Below are 14998 nucleotides of genomic sequence, written 5' to 3' on the forward strand. Positions count from 1 at the left end.
TTCCATTACGGGCACATCTTGTGCCGCCACACCCGCCGGTCATGGCGGGGACCGTGCTCCCGGGGGAGCACGGCTGTTTCCAAAGCCGGAGCTTACTTGAACAGCGACAGGATGCTCTGGCTGTTCTGGTTGGCGATCGAGAGTGCCTGAACGCCGAGCTGCTGCTGGGTCTGCAGGGCCTGAAGGCGGGTCGATTCCGCATTCATGTCGGCGTCGACGAGCTGACCGACACCGCGATCCACCGAGTCCATCAGGGTCTTGACGAAGTCTGTGTTGGTCGCGATGCGGTTCTTGACGGCACCGAGATTGGCGGCGGCCGAGGCCACCGTGTTGATCGCGGTCGTGACCTGCGTGATGTAGCTGTCGAGCAGGACCTGGTCGGGCGCCGAGTCGGTCAGTGCGCTGATGCTCAGGGTGCTGACCGAGGCCGCGGCGGGAGCGGGCGTCGGACCGCCGGCGGGCGGAGCGACGGTCGTGTCGAGAATGCCGGTCGGAGATGCGCCGCCGGTGGTGTAGAGCGCGAAGCTCGCGGTCGTCACCGTGATGGAGCCGATGGTGGGCGTGCCGCCAACGCGAGAGTACGACGACACCAGGTTGAAGGACGCCGGCGTGGCCGCGGGACCGGTCGAGGTGTTGATGCTCAGCCAGTTAATTCCGTTGAAGGTCGCGGAGTCGGCCTTGAGCCTCATATCCTGCTGAATCTGGGTGATGTCAGCCTGGATCTTGGTGCGGTCGATACCGGCGGTCTTGGCTTCGACCAGCAGCGCCTGGAGCTTGGTCAGGCCGGAATTCTTGTCACCGATCACCGAGGTCAGAGCGGTGTATTCGGTGTCGACGGTCGCGGCCGACAGACCGAGCGAGTCGGAGACGGCGGAGAGCGCGGCGTTGTCGGAGCGCATCGAGGTCGCGATCGACCAGTAGGCGGCGTTGTCGGACGCGGTCGAGACGCGCTGACCGGTCGAGATCCGATTCTGCGTGGTCGCGAGCTGCGAGCTGACATTGCGGAGGGTCTGCAGCGCGGTCATTGCAGACGAGTTGGTGAGCAGACTTGAACTCATTTTTGACGTCCCCTTGAAACGGATTGAAATTTTTTGGGACATACCGGGCTTGCACCGGTACGACAGGGCGGCATCATGCCTTTGGGCGGCGAAATAGCGGCCCAACCCGTCGTAACGGCGGCGATAGCACGCGAAGTTTGTGCGAGGCTTGTGGCTCCGCGGTGGGCCGGAACACGACGAGCCAGGTCAAGGCGTCAAGTCGAATGTCCGGGCCGGGATCATGGCGCGCGACGAGCTTCCGCCAAAATGGAAAGGCCGCGCTTCGCGAGAAGCGCGGCCCCCCTTGATAGTTTTGAGGCTTAGCCGCGGAACAGCGACAGGATGCTCTGGCTGTTCTGGTTGGCGATCGAGAGCGCCTGAACGCCGAGCTGCTGCTGGGTCTGCAGGGCCTGAAGGCGGGTCGATTCCGCATTCATGTCGGCGTCGACGAGCTGGCCGACACCGCGATCCACCGAGTCCATCAGGGTCTTGACGAATTCGGTGTTGGTCGCGATGCGGTTCTTGACGGCACCGAGATTGGCGGCGGCCGAGGCCACCGTGTTGATCGCGGTCGTGACCTGCGCGATGTAACTGTCGAGCAGGACCTGGTCGGGCGCCGCGTCGGTCAGTGCACTGATGTTCAGGGTGCTGACCGAGGCTGCGGCCGGGGCGGGCGTCGGGCCACCGGCGGGCGGGGCGACAGTCGTGTCGAGAATGCCGGTCGGAGATGCGCCACCGGTGGTGTAGAGCGCGAAGTTCGCGGTCGTCACCGTGATGGAGCCGATGGTGGGCGTGCCACCGACGCGGGAGTACGACGACACCAGGTTGAAGGACAACGGCGTGGCCGCGGGCCCGGTCGAGGTGTTGATGCTCAGCCAGTTAATTCCGTTGAAGGTCGCGGAGTCGGCCTTGAGCTTCATATCCTGCTGAATCTGGGTGACGTCAGCCTGGATCTTGGTGCGGTCGATACCGGCGGTCTTGGCCTGGACCAGCAGCGCCTGGAGCTTGGTCAGGCCGGAGTCCTTGTCGCCGATCACCGATGTCAGAGCGGTGTATTCGGTGTCGACGGTCGCGGCCGACAGACCGAGCGAGTCGGAGACGGCGGAGAGCGCGGCGTTGTCGGAGCGCATCGACGTCGCGATCGACCAGTAGGCGGCGTTGTCGGACGCGGTCGAGACGCGCTGACCGGTCGAGATCCGGTTCTGCGTGGTCGCGAGCTGCGAGCTGACATTGCGGAGGGTCTGCAGCGCGGTCATTGCAGACGAGTTGGTGAGCAGACTTGAACCCATTTTTGATGTCCCTTTGAAGATTGAACTGATTTTGGGGACATACCGGGCTTGCACCGGTACGACAGGGCGGCGTCATGCCTTTGGGCGGCGAAAAAGCAGGCCCAACCTGTCGTAGCGGCGACGATAGCCCGTGAAGCTTGTGCGAGGCTTGTGGCTCTGTGTCCCAGCCGCAACAGGGCAGCCGAAATGACCGCATGCGCGCGGTGGCACGCCAAACGAAAGGGCCGCGCTTCGCGAGAAGCGCGGCCCTCCCCGGATGGTTCGAAGCTTAGCGGAACAGCGACAGGATGCTCTGGCTGCTGTTGTTGGCGATCGAAAGCGCCTGAACGCCGAGCTGCTGCTGGACCTGGAGGGCCGCCAGGCGGGTGGACTCCTGGTTCATGTCGGCGTCGACAAGCTGGCCGACACCGCGATCCACCGAGTCCATCAGCGACTTCACGAAGTCCGTGTTGGTCGCGATGCGGTTCTTGACGGCACCGAGATTGGCGGCGGCCGAGGCCACCGTGTTGATCGCGGTCGTGACCTGCGCGATGTAGCTGTCGAGCAGGACCTGGTCGGGCGCCGCGTCGGTCAGTGCACCGATGTTCAGGGTGCTGACCGAGGCTGCGGCCGGGGCGGGCGTCGGGCCACCGGCGGGCGGGGTGACAGTCGTGTCGAGAATGCCGGTCGGAGATGCGCCACCGGTGGTGTAGAGCGCGAAGTTCGCGGTCGTCACCGTGATGGAGCCGATGGTGGGCGTGCCACCGACGCGGGAGTACGACGACACCAGGTTGAAGGACGTCGGCGTGGCCGCGGGACCGGTCGAGGTATTGATGCTCAGCCAGTTAATGCCGTTGAAGGTCGCCGCATCGGCGGTGGACTTCATCTGCTGCTGAATCTGGGTGACGTCGGCCTGGATCTTGGTGCGGTCGACACCGGCGGTCTTGGCCTGGACCAGCAGCGACTGAAGCTTGGTCAGGCCGGAGTCCTTGTCGCCGAGAACCGTGGTCAGAGCGGTGTACTGCGTGTCGACGGTCGCAGCCGACAGACCGAGCGAGTCGGACACGGCGGAGAGCGCGGCGTTGTCGGCGCGCATCGACGTCGCGATCGACCAGTAGGCGGCGTTGTCGGACGCGGTCGCCACGCGCTGGCCGGTCGAGATCCGGGTCTGCGTGGTGGAGAGTTGCGAACCGACAGACCGCAGGGTCTGGAGCGCGGTCATGGCGGTCGAGTTCGTAAGCAGGCTTGACATTGCGAATGTCCCTTTATGTACGCGTTACATTTTTCACGAGGGGACATACCGGGCTTTCACCGGTACGGAGGGGCGGCATCATGCCTTTGGACTGATGTGGGTGGGGTCCAACCCGCCGTGCCGCATTGCTAGCACGCCGAATCTTGCGCCGAGATTAAGATCGGCTTGAATTTCTCTGTAATATCATATAGTTAACATTACTCTCTGCTAACCATAGACCGGCACTTTTCGCTAACCATAACCGGCCGGCGATCGCGGTCGCTACGAGAACGACCGCACCAGTCCGGAGGCGAGCAGGTTCCAGCCGTCGATCAACACGAAGAACAGCATCTTGAACGGCAGCGCGAGGATCGTCGGCGGCATCATCATCATGCCCATCGACATGGTCAGCGTCGCCACGATCATGTCGATGACGAGGAACGGCAGGATGATGAGGAATCCGATCTCGAACGAGCGCCTGAGCTCGGAGATCATGAAGGCCGGAATGATGACGCGCATGTCGATGCGCTTGTCGTCGAACTTCTTGCGGAAGCTCTCCGCGGCGAGCGCCTCGAAGGTCTGGAGATCCTTGTCGCGGACATGGGCCAGCATGAACTCGCGGAACGGATCGGTGATCTTCAGATAGGCCTCTTCCTCCGAGATCTCGTTCTTCATCAGCGGCTGGACGCCGGTTTCCCAGGCGCGGTCGAAGGTCGGCGCCATCACGTAGAAGGTCATGAACAGCGCGAGGCTGATCAGCACCAGATTGGCCGGCGTGGTCTGAAGGCCGAGACCGGAGCGCAGGAACGACAGCGCCACCGCAAATCGCGTGAAGCTCGTCACCATGATCAGCAGTCCCGGCGCCACCGACAGCACCGTGATCACCGCCATCAGTTGGATGATGCGGCCGCTGGTCGAGCCGTTGCCCGGCGGCAGCAGCGAGTTGAGGTCCGGAATCTGGGCCAGCGCCACCTCGGGCAGCACGACCAGAACCAACGCGAGCAGCAGGACTCTCACTCTCACTGAATCACCAAGGTCTCAATGATCAATTCGCGGATCTTGCCCGACGAGCGGATGTTGGCGCGCTCGGTCAGGTCGTCGCGCAGATGCTGAAGCCCGCGCGATCCCTCGAACTGGCCAACCGATGCCGACCGCAGATAGGTCACGATGTCCTCGCTGATATGGGCGGCCAAGATGCCGGCATCCTCGTCGCTCATGCTATCGGTCACCATGGAGGCTTCGACACGGGCCCAGTTGTTGGCCGGCGCGGCGAGATTGGTCACGATCGGGGACAGCTTTCTCAACCGCGCGCTGCCGGCGTAGCTGGTGGCAATGGGCGGCGGCGTGGCGCTCTTCTTGGCGTCGGCGACGCGCTCCGCGGCCGCGAACAGATGCAGGCCGGCAACCGCGCCCGCACCGATCGCGATCAGGGTCAGCACCACAATGGCCGCAATCAGGCGCATCACGTCCCCTGCCCTCGCGGCGCGGCGCGGTCGGCGCGATTCTCAGAATGGTGCCACGGCGTCATAGATCCGATGTCCCCATCCAGGCTGCTGCACGTCAGACAGATTTCCGCGACCGCCATAGGATACGCGTGCCTCGGCGATCTTCTCGTAGGAGATCGTGTTGGTGCGCGAGATATCGCGCGGTCGCACGATGCCGCCGACGTTGAGCACGCGCATCTCGGTATTGACCTTGAACTCCTGCGAGCCGCTGATCATCATATTGCCGTTCGGCAACACGTCGGTGACGATGGCGGCGATCGACAGCTTGATGTCCTCGGTGCGGTCGATCTGGCCGTTGCCCTTGATCTGGGTGTTGGTGCTGAGGTTGGCGCTGGTCTGGCCCTTGTCCTGCCATCCGGCGACGTCCATCAGCCAGTCCAGCCCGAACTTGATCTGCGAATCGCGCGAGCGGTCGGTCTTGTTGTCGAGCTTGGCCTTGTCCTGCATGGAGATGATCACCGTCACCACGTCGCCGGTGCGCCGGGCGCGGGGGTCACGGTAGAGATCGGTGCCGTCGTCCCAGGTCGAGCGATAGCTGACGGGCGAGCGCAGGCGGGGCGTCACCGGAATCGGATCGGCCTGCGTCCGCAGGCCGCTCCCGACCGGCGTCAAGCGCGGACCGGTCAGGACCTCGGCCGGATCATTGACGCATCCGGCAAGCGATAACAGCGACAGGATGAGGATCAGATTCTTCATCTATTTGGTCTTTCCGTCATCCACGCGACGCATTCCGCCGAGTAGATCAGCAAGGTGCGCCGCGCGTGCCGTCTCCATCTCGTTGAAGATCGCGCTCGAGCTCCTCGGACTGAGTTTTGCAAGCACGGCGGCAGCGGTCTCGTCCGCCATCCCGGCGATCTGGGTCGCCGCGGCATCCGGCTTCATGCGCGAATAGATCTCGACGACGCTCGCTTCGGCCTTCTTCAGGAAGTCGTCACGCAGCGCCATCCACTTCTCGTATTCGGCGCGCTTGGCCTCGACCTCGGCGATCCGCTCCCGGAGCTGGGTCTCGGCCTTCTCCAACTCCCTGAGCTGCCAGGCCAGCCGCGCATCGACGGCGGGGTCGGCGACATTGCTGCAGAACAGGGCGACCTCATTGTCCGCAGGTACCGCAGCCTGTGCCGGTGCGGGCTTCGGCGGCGCCGTGACGCTGCCCGGCTTGGCCGGGCGCACGGGCGCGACTGCGGGCGCCGGCGCAGGCTTCTCGGGGGCCGGCACGGCCCCCGTGATCGCAGGTCCGGAATCTTCGGCGGCCCACGCCGTCGCCCGGAACGACGCATTGTCGCCCGGTATCGACGAGGCCGCCGGATACGGCTTCTGCGGTCCGGCCGCGCGTGCACGCGCGAACGACAACAGGTTGAGCGGCTTCGATTGCTTGGCCTCATCCAGTGCCAGAACGGGCGAAGCGCATCCGAACGCGCAGGCCGCGACCAGGAGGAGGAGTTTGGCTTTGTGATCCAGCTTCAGCATCGGGCCGCGTGCGATTCTCGGTCGAGACCTGAGCATTGAGCGACCAAGCTTGCACGACGCTTGTGCATCATTGCACGATGACATCGGCCTGGAGTGCGCCGGCCGTTTTGATCGCCTGGAGGATCGCGATGATGCCCGACGGCTTCAGGCCGATCTGGTTCAGCCCGCGCACCAGGCGCTGGAGGTCGACGCCGCTCAGGATCGCCACCTGCGATCCGGCCTCGTTGGCCTCGACCACGGTCTGGGGAACGACCACCGTCTGCCCCCGCGAGAACGGCGCCGGCTGCGACACCACGGGAAGCTCGGTGACACGAACTGTCAGGTTGCCGTGCGTCACGGCGACGGTCGATATGCGCACGTCGCGCCCGATCACCACCGTGCCGGTCCGTTCGTTGATCACCACTCGCGCCGGCGTGTCCGGCTCGACAGTCAGCTCGCCGATTTCGGCGAGAAAGCGGACGGGGCCGATATGGCGCGGCTTCGACAGCACGATGGTGCGGTAGTCGCGCTCGAAGGCGATCTGCGCGCGGTAGCGGCCACCGGCGTAACCGTTGATGGCGTCGAGGATGCGCGTCGCGGTGACGAAATCGGGGTTCTTGAGCTCCAGCACCAGGAACTCCATCTCGTGGAGACTTCCCTGCACCTCGCGCTCGACCAGCGCACCGTTCGGGATGCGGCCCGCCGTCGGCGTGCCCTGGCTGACGTTCTGCGCCTGCCCTCCCACACTGTAACCGGCGACCGTGATCGCGCCTTGTGCCACCGCATAGACGGCGCCGTCCGCCGCCCGCAGCGACGTCATCACCAGCGTGCCGCCGAGCAGCGAGGTCGCATCGCCGAGCGACGATACGGTCACGTCCATGCGCTCACCCGCCCCGATCGAGGGCGCCAAATCCGCGGTCACCATGACGGCTGCGACGTTGCGTGTGCGCAGCGTCGTCGGACGCGGGGGATTGTTGGTGCTCGTGGTCTCGTTCCTGACGTTGATGCCCATGTTCTCGAGCATCGATTGCAGGGACTGCTCCGTGAACGGAGCGTTGCGGAGCGTGTCGCCGGTGCCGTTCAAGCCGATGACGAGGCCGTAACCGACGATCTGGTTTTCGCGCAATCCCTTGATGTCCGCGATGTCCTTGATGCGGACGGCCGCCTGGGCGCTGGCGGCGGAAACGAGAAGGACGAGCGCAAGCAGGAATCTGGTCATGATCCATCCACGACCTTGACGGTGCCGTCCGGCTGGACGACGCCCCTGATGATAACGCCGGTGTCGGTGTTTCGCACCGGGATGAGCGCGCCGGTCGCGCCCGACTGCATCGCCGCGCCGTAAGTGACGATCGACAGGCCACTGTCTTCCACCACGACCTTGACCATGGCGCCGCGGGCAATCGTCCAGGGATCCTCCACCGAATTGGTCGGAATCGGCTGACCGGGCAGCAGCGTGCGCCGCGCCATGCGTCCGACCAGGATCTGGCGTCCTTCGATGAACATGGCAACGCCGAGCACGTTCGGCGCGAAGGCGCGTTCCGTGATCATGTCGTCCCGGATCAACTCGCCGGCTCGGATCGAGACGGCCGGCACGGGAAGCCGCTTCTCCTCGGCCGCAGCGAGGCGCGCCGAGACGAGAACCAGCAGCACGGCGGCCAACCCGCGCACCATCAAGCCCACCCTGTTCGACATCGAGAACACCGGAACTAGCGCATGCCCTTCGAGACCGTCTGGGCCATTTCATCCGAGGCCTGGATGACCTTGGCGTTCATTTCGTAGGCGCGCTGCGCCGAGATCAACTCGGTGATTTCCTTGACCGGATCGACGTTCGAGGCTTCGAGATATTGCTGATTGATCTTGCCGTATCCGGAATCGCCCGGCAGCCCGACGACCGGCGTGCCGGACGCCGTGGTCTCGCGATAGAGGTTGCTGCCAAGCGGCTCGAGGCCCGCTTCGTTGGCGAAATTGGCGAGGTTGAGCTGGCCGATCTGCCGCGGATTCACTTCCGTGTCCAGCTTGGCAAACACCTGTCCGGTCTGGTTGACGACAACCTGAACCGTTCCTTGCGGTATCGTGATTGCGGGATCCAGCAGATAGCCGTCAGTGGTGACGAGCTGGCCGTTGGCGTTGGGGCTGAACGAGCCGGCGCGAGTGTATTGCACCTCGTTGTTCGGGCCGAGCACCTGAAACCAGCCGCGGCCGTTGATCGCGAGGTCGTAGGGGTTGCCGGTCTGCGTGAGCGCGCCCTGGATGTGCAGCTTGCGGATGGCCGTCGACTTGACGCCGAGGCCGAGATTGGAGCCTTCCGGGATCGGCGAGGAGCCGTTGACGTTCGCGACGCCCTGCATGCGGTCCATCTGGTAGAACAGATCGGTGAATTCCGCGCGCGCACGCTTGTACGACGTCGAGTTGATGTTGGCGATGTTGTTCGCGATGACTTCGATGTTGGTCTGCTGGGCGTTCATGCCCGTGGCCGCAATGGCGAGCGATTTCACAGCTTCATTCCCTCAGATCAAATCGACATCCGGACGACTTCTTGGTAGGCCTGCACGACCTTGTCGCGAACCGCGACCGCCGTCTGCAGGGCCTGCTCGGCCGACATCAGCGCCTCCACGACCTTCCGGGTCGATTCCTTGCCCTGCATCGCCGAGATCGACGCCGCTTCGCCCGCCTTCAGCGTCCCGATCGCGTCCGTCGTCACCTGCTTCATCACCGATTCGAATCCGACATCGTCGGTGGACTGAATGGCGGTCGGCGCCGCCGGCGCGATAGCCTGCGTCTCGGTCGCGCGGCTCGCCGCCTGCCCGGCGGAAATCGCGGTGGATGAAATCGCCTCAAGCATTGTCAGCTCCTCAGCAGGTCGATGGTCATGCCCAGCATCGACCGCACCTGTTTCACGACCTGGAGATTGGCTTCATAGGACCGGTTGACTTCCCGCATGTCGGCCATCTCGATCATCATGTTGACGTTCGGCAGCTTGACGTAGCCGGCCTTGTCGGCGGCGGGATGTCCCGGGTCGTACTCCACGCGGTACGGCGTGGTGTCGACCCCGATCTCCTTGACTTTCGCAAGCTGCGCGCCCGAAGCGCGGTCCATGGCGGCATCGAAGGTGATAGTCTTGCGCTGATAGGGATCGGCGCCGGCCGTGCGCCCGGTCGAGGTCGCGTTGGCAAGGTTTTCCGAAACGATGCGCATGCGCGTCGACTGCGATTCGAGCCCGGAGCTCGCGACCGTCAATGACGCTTGCAGTGAGTCCAGCATGTCAATTCACCTCAGCTCTTCGCGCTCGACAACAGCATGCGGTGGAACGACCGCACGACCGCCGAGTTCATCGAGTAGTCGCGACTGACGTCGCTGCCCTTGATCATTTCCTGCTCGAGGCTGACGGAGTTGCCGGAGTGAACCACTTCCCAGCTGTCCTTCTTCGCGGTCTTCCGCGTATCGGTCTCGGCCGCGGACAATTGCATGTGCGAGGGCGACGTCGTCGCGAGCCTGACCGGCGTGGCGTCGAGCACCTTGTTGAAGGGCTCGACGTCGCGCGCCTTGAAGCCCGGCGTATTGGCGTTGGCGACGTTGGTCGCGATGGTCGACTGGCGGAGCTCGAGGTACCGCGCCTGCGACGATGCGAGTTCGAAGAGATAAAGCGGTCCCACGACGGCCCCATGCTGATTTCTTAAGATTAAATTTAGGGCCGCAAGCTTTCGTCAGGCTGATGCAGCCGACGCTATGCTCGGAAATCTACTGAACCTTCTCGGTCCGCGGCGCCTGCTTGGACTGCAGGAAGTAGATGATCTCGGCGACCGGCCGGAAGAATTCGGCCGGAATCACCTGGTCGACCTGAACCGCCTCATAGAGCGCGCGCGCCAGCGCCTTGTTCTCGATCACCGGGATCCGGTTCTGCTCGGCGACTTCGCGGATCTTCAGCGCGATCACGTCCATGCCCTTGGCGACGACCATGGGCGCTGCGTTTTCCTCGCGCTTGTAGCGCAGCGCGATCGCGAAGTGCGTCGGGTTGGCGATCACCAGCGTCGCGCGCGAGGCGGATGCGATCATGCGTTGGCGTGAACGGTCGCGCGCCAGCGAGCGCAGGCGCGCCTTGATTAGGGGATCGCCCTCCGCCTGCTTGTGCTCGTCCTTGATCTCCTGCTTGGTCATGCGCAGCTCGCGCCGCCAGTGGAAGCGCGCCCAGGCGAGATCGATCGCGACCAGGACGATGGTGGCGATGCAGATCGCCGAGACGATCCGCATCGCGATGTTGAGAATCATCTCCGGCAGTGCGACCGGATCCGTGTACATCGCCTCGAACGCCCTGGCTTCGGACGAGCGCAGCACGAACACGACGACGACCGTCACCGAGACGAGCTTGAACAGGGACTTGGCGAATTCGACGAGGCCCTGCGTTCCAAACAGCCGGCTCCAGCCGCTGATCGGGGAGATTCGCGACAGCTGCGGCTTGATGCGCTCCAGCACCAGGCGCGGCGCATTCTGGAGCAATGATGCGGCGAGGCCGAACACCGCCAGGGTGACGACCAGCGGCACCAGGAATCGCAGCGCCTCGAGCCCCACCACCGTGAGCAGGTTGCGCGCGTCCGCGCCATTGCTGAGAGGGAAGCCTTCGGGATCGTCGAGCAGGCTCTTCAGCGTCGGCGTCAATTGCTGTACGCCCTGGCCGATCAGGAACGCCTGGATCACCATCAGCGCGGCCATCGAGGCGAAGATAGACGCCTCCCGAGAGACCGGGATTTTGCCCTGTTCGAGCGAATCGCGGACTTTCTTCTCGGTCGGCTCTTCTGTCTTGCTCTCCTGATCGGATGTTTCTGCCATGCCCGTTCAGCGGTCAGCGGAAGACCAGCTCATCCTCCTGCTCGGGGTTGAGCTCGATTTCGCCCTTTTCCGCCAGGTCGAGTGCGAGGTCGGTGATGACGCGGCGCGCCTCCAGCACGTCGCGCTGGTTCGACGGCTCGCCGATGGCGAGTTCGTGTTCGACGACGCGGCGGACGCGCGAGGCAACCGAGGACAGGATAAGCTCGCGGAAATGCTTGTCCGTGCCCTTCAGCGCGATAACGATGCGATCGGTCGGCACCTGGTCGAAGATCATGGTGCGCGCCTTCGGGGTCAAATTGACCACGTCGTCGAAGGTGAACAGCAGTTCCTTCAGAACTTCGGCCGACTTCGGACGCTTCTCCGACAAGCTCTTCAGCATGTCCTCGATATGGCCGCGCTCCATCTTGTTGATGATGTCCGCGACGCGCGCGTAGGTGTCGGCGCCGAGGTTGCGGGCGAAATTGAGCGTCAGGTCCTCGTGCAAGGTCTTCTCGAGGACTTTCATGGCGTCGTCGACGATCGGCTTGAGGCTGAGGACGCGCCGCATCAGCTCATTGCGCAGGCTCGACGGCAGCTGGCTCATCACCTTGGCGGCGCAGGACGGCTTGACCTTGGACAAGATCAGCGCCGCGGTTTGCGGATGCTCCTTGGAGAGGTACGTCGCCAGCGAGTTTTCCGACACCGACGAGACGCGGTCCCACACCGACCGGCTCGAATTGCCGAGCAGGTCCGACATGATTGCCGAGACCTGGTCGGCCGGCAGCACGTCGCCGAGCACGGCTTCGAGTCCGCCGATGGTGCCGAGAATGTTGGCGCCCATCGAGAATTGCTGGGCGAATTCCTCGACGATCGACTCGAGCTCCTGCGCGGTGATCGGCCGCAGCTCGGCCGCGGCCTTGGTGACGATGCGGATATCCTGCGGCTCGAACTGCGAGAGCACGCTCGCGGCCGCCTGCCGGCCCATGGCCAGCAGGAGTGCCGCGACCTTTTCCGTTCCGCCCAGCGTGGCAACGCCTCGCTGCTTGATAGGAGCGACGCCGACCTGTGCCGCCATGATCAGGTATCACCCTGCCCCAGCGGTCCGACGATCTCCGTGAGCGAGACGCCGAAGCGGGAATTGTCCTCTTCGACGACGACCACTTCGCCGCGGGCAACGACGCGGCCGTTGACCACGACGTCGACGGGCTCGCCGACGCGGTGATCGAGCGGAACCACCGCGCCGCGGCCGAGCTTCATCAGGTTCGCGACCGGAATGGTCGCTGATCCCAGTACCACCTGCATCGTGACGGGAATGCGCAGGATGGCATCGACATTGGCGAATTTGCCGGTTTCCTCCGCCGTGCGCGCGGCGATCTCCGCCAGCCGCTCCAGCGGAGACGCATCGGTCTCTCCCGATGCCGATGCAGACTCATATTCGAAAGATTGCGCCATTTGGTATCGCCTCTTGGTATTTCCGCTCCCGGAGCGCCGCGACGGTCCGATCGCACGTGTTCTGCAGGTCCCGAATTCAATGCTTGTTCGCCTCGCCGCTCACGGTTGCGGCCGGTTGGAGCCCGCTCCGCGCGTCGAGTGCCGCGATCGCCTCGTGGGCCTGATCAATCTTCGTGCTCAGCAGATTGGCGAGCCGGCCGAGATTTGCGGTGGAATCATGCGCGGCGGTGATGACGGTGTCGAAGGCGCCCGCCGTCTCGTGGACGATGGTCGAGAACTCGCCCTGGTAGCTGCGCAGCCGCGCCAGTTCGCGATGCATCCGGGTCACCCTCATGCTGGTGAAGGCCAGCGCGATCAGCAGCACGGCATCAACGAGATAGGATATCATCGACGAACTCCCGCTTCTGATCGACGGGATCCGCCACCTGCATGGCGTAATAGCCATCGAGCTGGCCGATCTGACACCAGAACAGCACCTGGTTGTTGCTCTCGAGCCGGGCCAACGTGCGCGGCGTGGCTTCGAGCTCGAGCACCTGCCCCACCTTGAATTGCACGACGTCCTCGAGGGAAATCATCTTCTCGTCGAGCACCGCGCTCAGCGTCACTTCGGTACGGTGAACCTCACTCTCCATCTGCTCGCGCCAGCGCGGATCAGCCGCGCGGCCGTCGCTGACGACGACGTGGGCGAGCTTCTGCCTCAGCGGATTGAGCGCGGAGTGCGGAATGATCAGGAACATCTGGCCGCCGCGATAGAGCGCCTGCACCATCATGTTCGCGCAGATCGACATATTGCTGGCGCGCCCGATCGCGAGCGACGCCATCGCCGTCTCGACTCGCTCGACACGGAAGGTGACATTGGAGGTGCCGGCGAAGGCGCCCTGCAGCGCCTTGGCGAACCGCTCAAACAGTGCCTGGACCAGCCGGATCTCGATGTTCGAGAAGGTGCGCTCGACGTCGAGCGGCGGTTCGGCGCCGTCGGAGCCGAACATCGCCTCGACCATCGTGAACACGAAGTCGCGATCCAGCATAATGATGACGCGCGAGTCCCACTGCTCGGCATAGAGCACGGCGGCAACCGCGTTGCCCTCGTAGTCCTTGATGATGTCGCCGAGCGGGTCGTTGGTGATGCCGTTGACGGAGAAGTAGCACGGCGTTCCCGCCATCGGCTGCAGGCTGTCGGTGCACGATGCCGCCATGCGATCGAAGATCACATTGAGCATCGGCATGCGTTCGATCGATATGCCGGCGGCGTCCAGCAGATAGTTCGGCAGCTGCTTCCGCTGATCGACGTCGAGGTCTTCCGTCATCATGCGCGGGCAGCCTTCGGTTCAGCCTCGGTCGCGACGGCCTTGGGACCTGCGATCGTCTCGTTCTCGACCACGTCGATCGACGGCCGTTCGCCGCTCGCGATCATCTTGCGACCGTGCTCGACGGCGATCTGCGGCATGGCGCCGTTCATGAACGCCAGCAGCGTCTGCTTGACGATGATGTAGGGCCGGCAGCGCTTCTCTCGCGTCATCTTGATCTTCAGCGCGAAGGGCGAGAGGACGCCGTAGGACAGGAAGATGCCGGCGAAAGTGCCGACGAGCGCCGCGCCGATAAAGCCGCCAAGGAGCTTCGGCGACTGGTCGAGCGCGCCCATGGCCTTGATGACGCCGAGCACGGCGGCGACGATGCCGAGCGCCGGCAGCGCCTCGGACACCGTCACCATCGAATGGTAGGGCGCCAGCTTGCCCTTCACGATGGTGTGGATCTCTTCGTCCATCAGCGCTTCGATCTCATGCGTGCGCGCATTGCCCATGATGATGAGGCGGACATAGTCGCAGATGAACTGCAGCAGCGGCGGATCGCCGAGCACGCTCGGGAACGCCTTGAAGATCTCCGAGGACGCGGGATCGTCGATATGCGCCTCGACCTCGTTGCGGCCCTTGCCTCGCAGCTCCCGCATCAGGGCATGGAGCGCTCCGAGCAGATCGAGGTAATAGCGCTCACCCGGCACCGCGCCGGTGATGGCCTGCATGCAGGCCACGCCGGTATCAACGACCGTTTTCCACGGATTGGCGACGATGAAGGTGCCGATCGCGGTGCCCATGATGATCACGAACTCCCACGGCTGCATGAGCACGGCCAGATGCCCGCCCATGGCGGCAAATCCGCCGAGCAGTGCCGCTACCGTGATGAAAATCCCCACGAAACTGAGCAACGCGCCACTCCATCGCCGATCCCACCGGGGATATCTAGTCGGCGACGCTTGCG

At 64.3% G+C, this 14998-nt stretch carries 19 protein-coding genes; all 19 read right to left on the reverse strand.

The features are described 5' to 3' along the window. Window positions 1–92: 92 nt before the first annotated feature. The 19 genes from ACKWRH_RS36720 to motA all read right to left on the reverse strand — a co-directional run bounded on the left by ACKWRH_RS36720 (window position 93) and on the right by motA (window position 14945). Entirely contained in the window at window positions 93–1058 is a 966-nt protein-coding gene (locus tag ACKWRH_RS36720; RefSeq protein WP_445217521.1) for a flagellin N-terminal helical domain-containing protein, read from the reverse strand. Between the two features lie 299 nt (window positions 1059–1357). Continuing rightward, window positions 1358–2326, reverse strand: coding sequence for a flagellin N-terminal helical domain-containing protein (locus ACKWRH_RS36725; protein ID WP_445217522.1), 969 nt, complete (start codon window positions 2324–2326; stop codon window positions 1358–1360). Between the two features lie 268 nt (window positions 2327–2594). Further along, complete coding sequence (locus ACKWRH_RS36730) at window positions 2595–3557, reverse strand: flagellin N-terminal helical domain-containing protein (RefSeq protein WP_445217523.1); 963 nt, start codon at window positions 3555–3557, stop codon at window positions 2595–2597. A gap of 261 nt (window positions 3558–3818) precedes the next feature. Continuing rightward, window positions 3819–4559, reverse strand: a complete 741-nt coding sequence (gene fliP, locus ACKWRH_RS36735; protein WP_014492667.1) for a flagellar type III secretion system pore protein FliP — start codon at window positions 4557–4559, stop codon at window positions 3819–3821. Then, complete coding sequence (locus ACKWRH_RS36740; protein WP_445217524.1) at window positions 4556–4999, reverse strand: flagellar basal body-associated FliL family protein; 444 nt, start codon at window positions 4997–4999, stop codon at window positions 4556–4558. Before ACKWRH_RS36740 ends, fliP begins: the two co-directional genes overlap by 4 nt. 42 nt (window positions 5000–5041) lie before the next feature. Then, entirely contained in the window at window positions 5042–5737 is a 696-nt protein-coding gene (gene flgH / locus ACKWRH_RS36745) for a flagellar basal body L-ring protein FlgH (RefSeq protein ID WP_445217525.1), read from the reverse strand. Further along, window positions 5738–6508, reverse strand: a complete 771-nt coding sequence (locus tag ACKWRH_RS36750; protein WP_445217526.1) for a MotE family protein — start codon at window positions 6506–6508, stop codon at window positions 5738–5740. Between the two features lie 67 nt (window positions 6509–6575). Beyond that, window positions 6576–7706: a flagellar basal body P-ring protein FlgI gene (gene flgI, locus ACKWRH_RS36755; RefSeq protein ID WP_445217527.1), complete on the reverse strand. Its 1131-nt coding sequence runs from the start codon at window positions 7704–7706 to the stop codon at window positions 6576–6578. Next, entirely contained in the window at window positions 7703–8158 is a 456-nt protein-coding gene (gene flgA, locus ACKWRH_RS36760; RefSeq protein ID WP_014492662.1) for a flagellar basal body P-ring formation chaperone FlgA, read from the reverse strand. The genes flgI and flgA overlap by 4 nt, the downstream gene beginning before the upstream one ends. Before the next feature lie 35 nt (window positions 8159–8193). Continuing rightward, window positions 8194–8982, reverse strand: coding sequence for a flagellar basal-body rod protein FlgG (gene flgG / locus ACKWRH_RS36765; protein WP_063981298.1), 789 nt, complete (start codon window positions 8980–8982; stop codon window positions 8194–8196). Between the two features lie 17 nt (window positions 8983–8999). Continuing rightward, window positions 9000–9329 (reverse strand): flagellar hook-basal body complex protein FliE, encoded by a 330-nt coding sequence (locus tag ACKWRH_RS36770; RefSeq protein WP_014492660.1) that lies wholly within the window; start codon window positions 9327–9329, stop codon window positions 9000–9002. A 2-nt stretch (window positions 9330–9331) separates the two neighbouring features. After that, window positions 9332–9748: a flagellar basal body rod protein FlgC gene (gene flgC / locus ACKWRH_RS36775; RefSeq protein ID WP_445217528.1), complete on the reverse strand. Its 417-nt coding sequence runs from the start codon at window positions 9746–9748 to the stop codon at window positions 9332–9334. Between the two features lie 11 nt (window positions 9749–9759). Next, on the reverse strand, window positions 9760–10140 hold the full coding sequence (flgB, locus tag ACKWRH_RS36780; protein WP_014492658.1) for a flagellar basal body rod protein FlgB: 381 nt from the start codon (window positions 10138–10140) through the stop codon (window positions 9760–9762). An 85-nt stretch (window positions 10141–10225) separates the two neighbouring features. Then, the gene (gene flhB / locus ACKWRH_RS36785; RefSeq protein WP_039153365.1) at window positions 10226–11311 is read right to left on the reverse strand and encodes a flagellar biosynthesis protein FlhB; all 1086 of its coding nucleotides are present in this window, start codon (window positions 11309–11311) and stop codon (window positions 10226–10228) included. A gap of 13 nt (window positions 11312–11324) precedes the next feature. After that, a complete protein-coding gene (locus ACKWRH_RS36790; RefSeq protein WP_014492656.1) occupies window positions 11325–12365 on the reverse strand; it encodes a flagellar motor switch protein FliG in 1041 nt (346 codons plus the stop codon). A 2-nt stretch (window positions 12366–12367) separates the two neighbouring features. Then, the gene (fliN, locus tag ACKWRH_RS36795) at window positions 12368–12742 is read right to left on the reverse strand and encodes a flagellar motor switch protein FliN (RefSeq protein ID WP_014492655.1); all 375 of its coding nucleotides are present in this window, start codon (window positions 12740–12742) and stop codon (window positions 12368–12370) included. Window positions 12743–12818: 76 nt separating this feature from the next. Then, window positions 12819–13130: a hypothetical protein gene (locus ACKWRH_RS36800; RefSeq protein ID WP_445217529.1), complete on the reverse strand. Its 312-nt coding sequence runs from the start codon at window positions 13128–13130 to the stop codon at window positions 12819–12821. Continuing rightward, entirely contained in the window at window positions 13111–14052 is a 942-nt protein-coding gene (locus tag ACKWRH_RS36805; protein WP_028153460.1) for a flagellar motor switch protein FliM, read from the reverse strand. The genes ACKWRH_RS36800 and ACKWRH_RS36805 overlap by 20 nt, the downstream gene beginning before the upstream one ends. Then, complete coding sequence (motA, locus tag ACKWRH_RS36810) at window positions 14049–14945, reverse strand: flagellar motor stator protein MotA (protein ID WP_445217530.1); 897 nt, start codon at window positions 14943–14945, stop codon at window positions 14049–14051. The genes ACKWRH_RS36805 and motA overlap by 4 nt, the downstream gene beginning before the upstream one ends. Window positions 14946–14998 lie beyond the last annotated feature (53 nt).

The organism is Bradyrhizobium sp. Pa8, assembly GCF_052588265.1.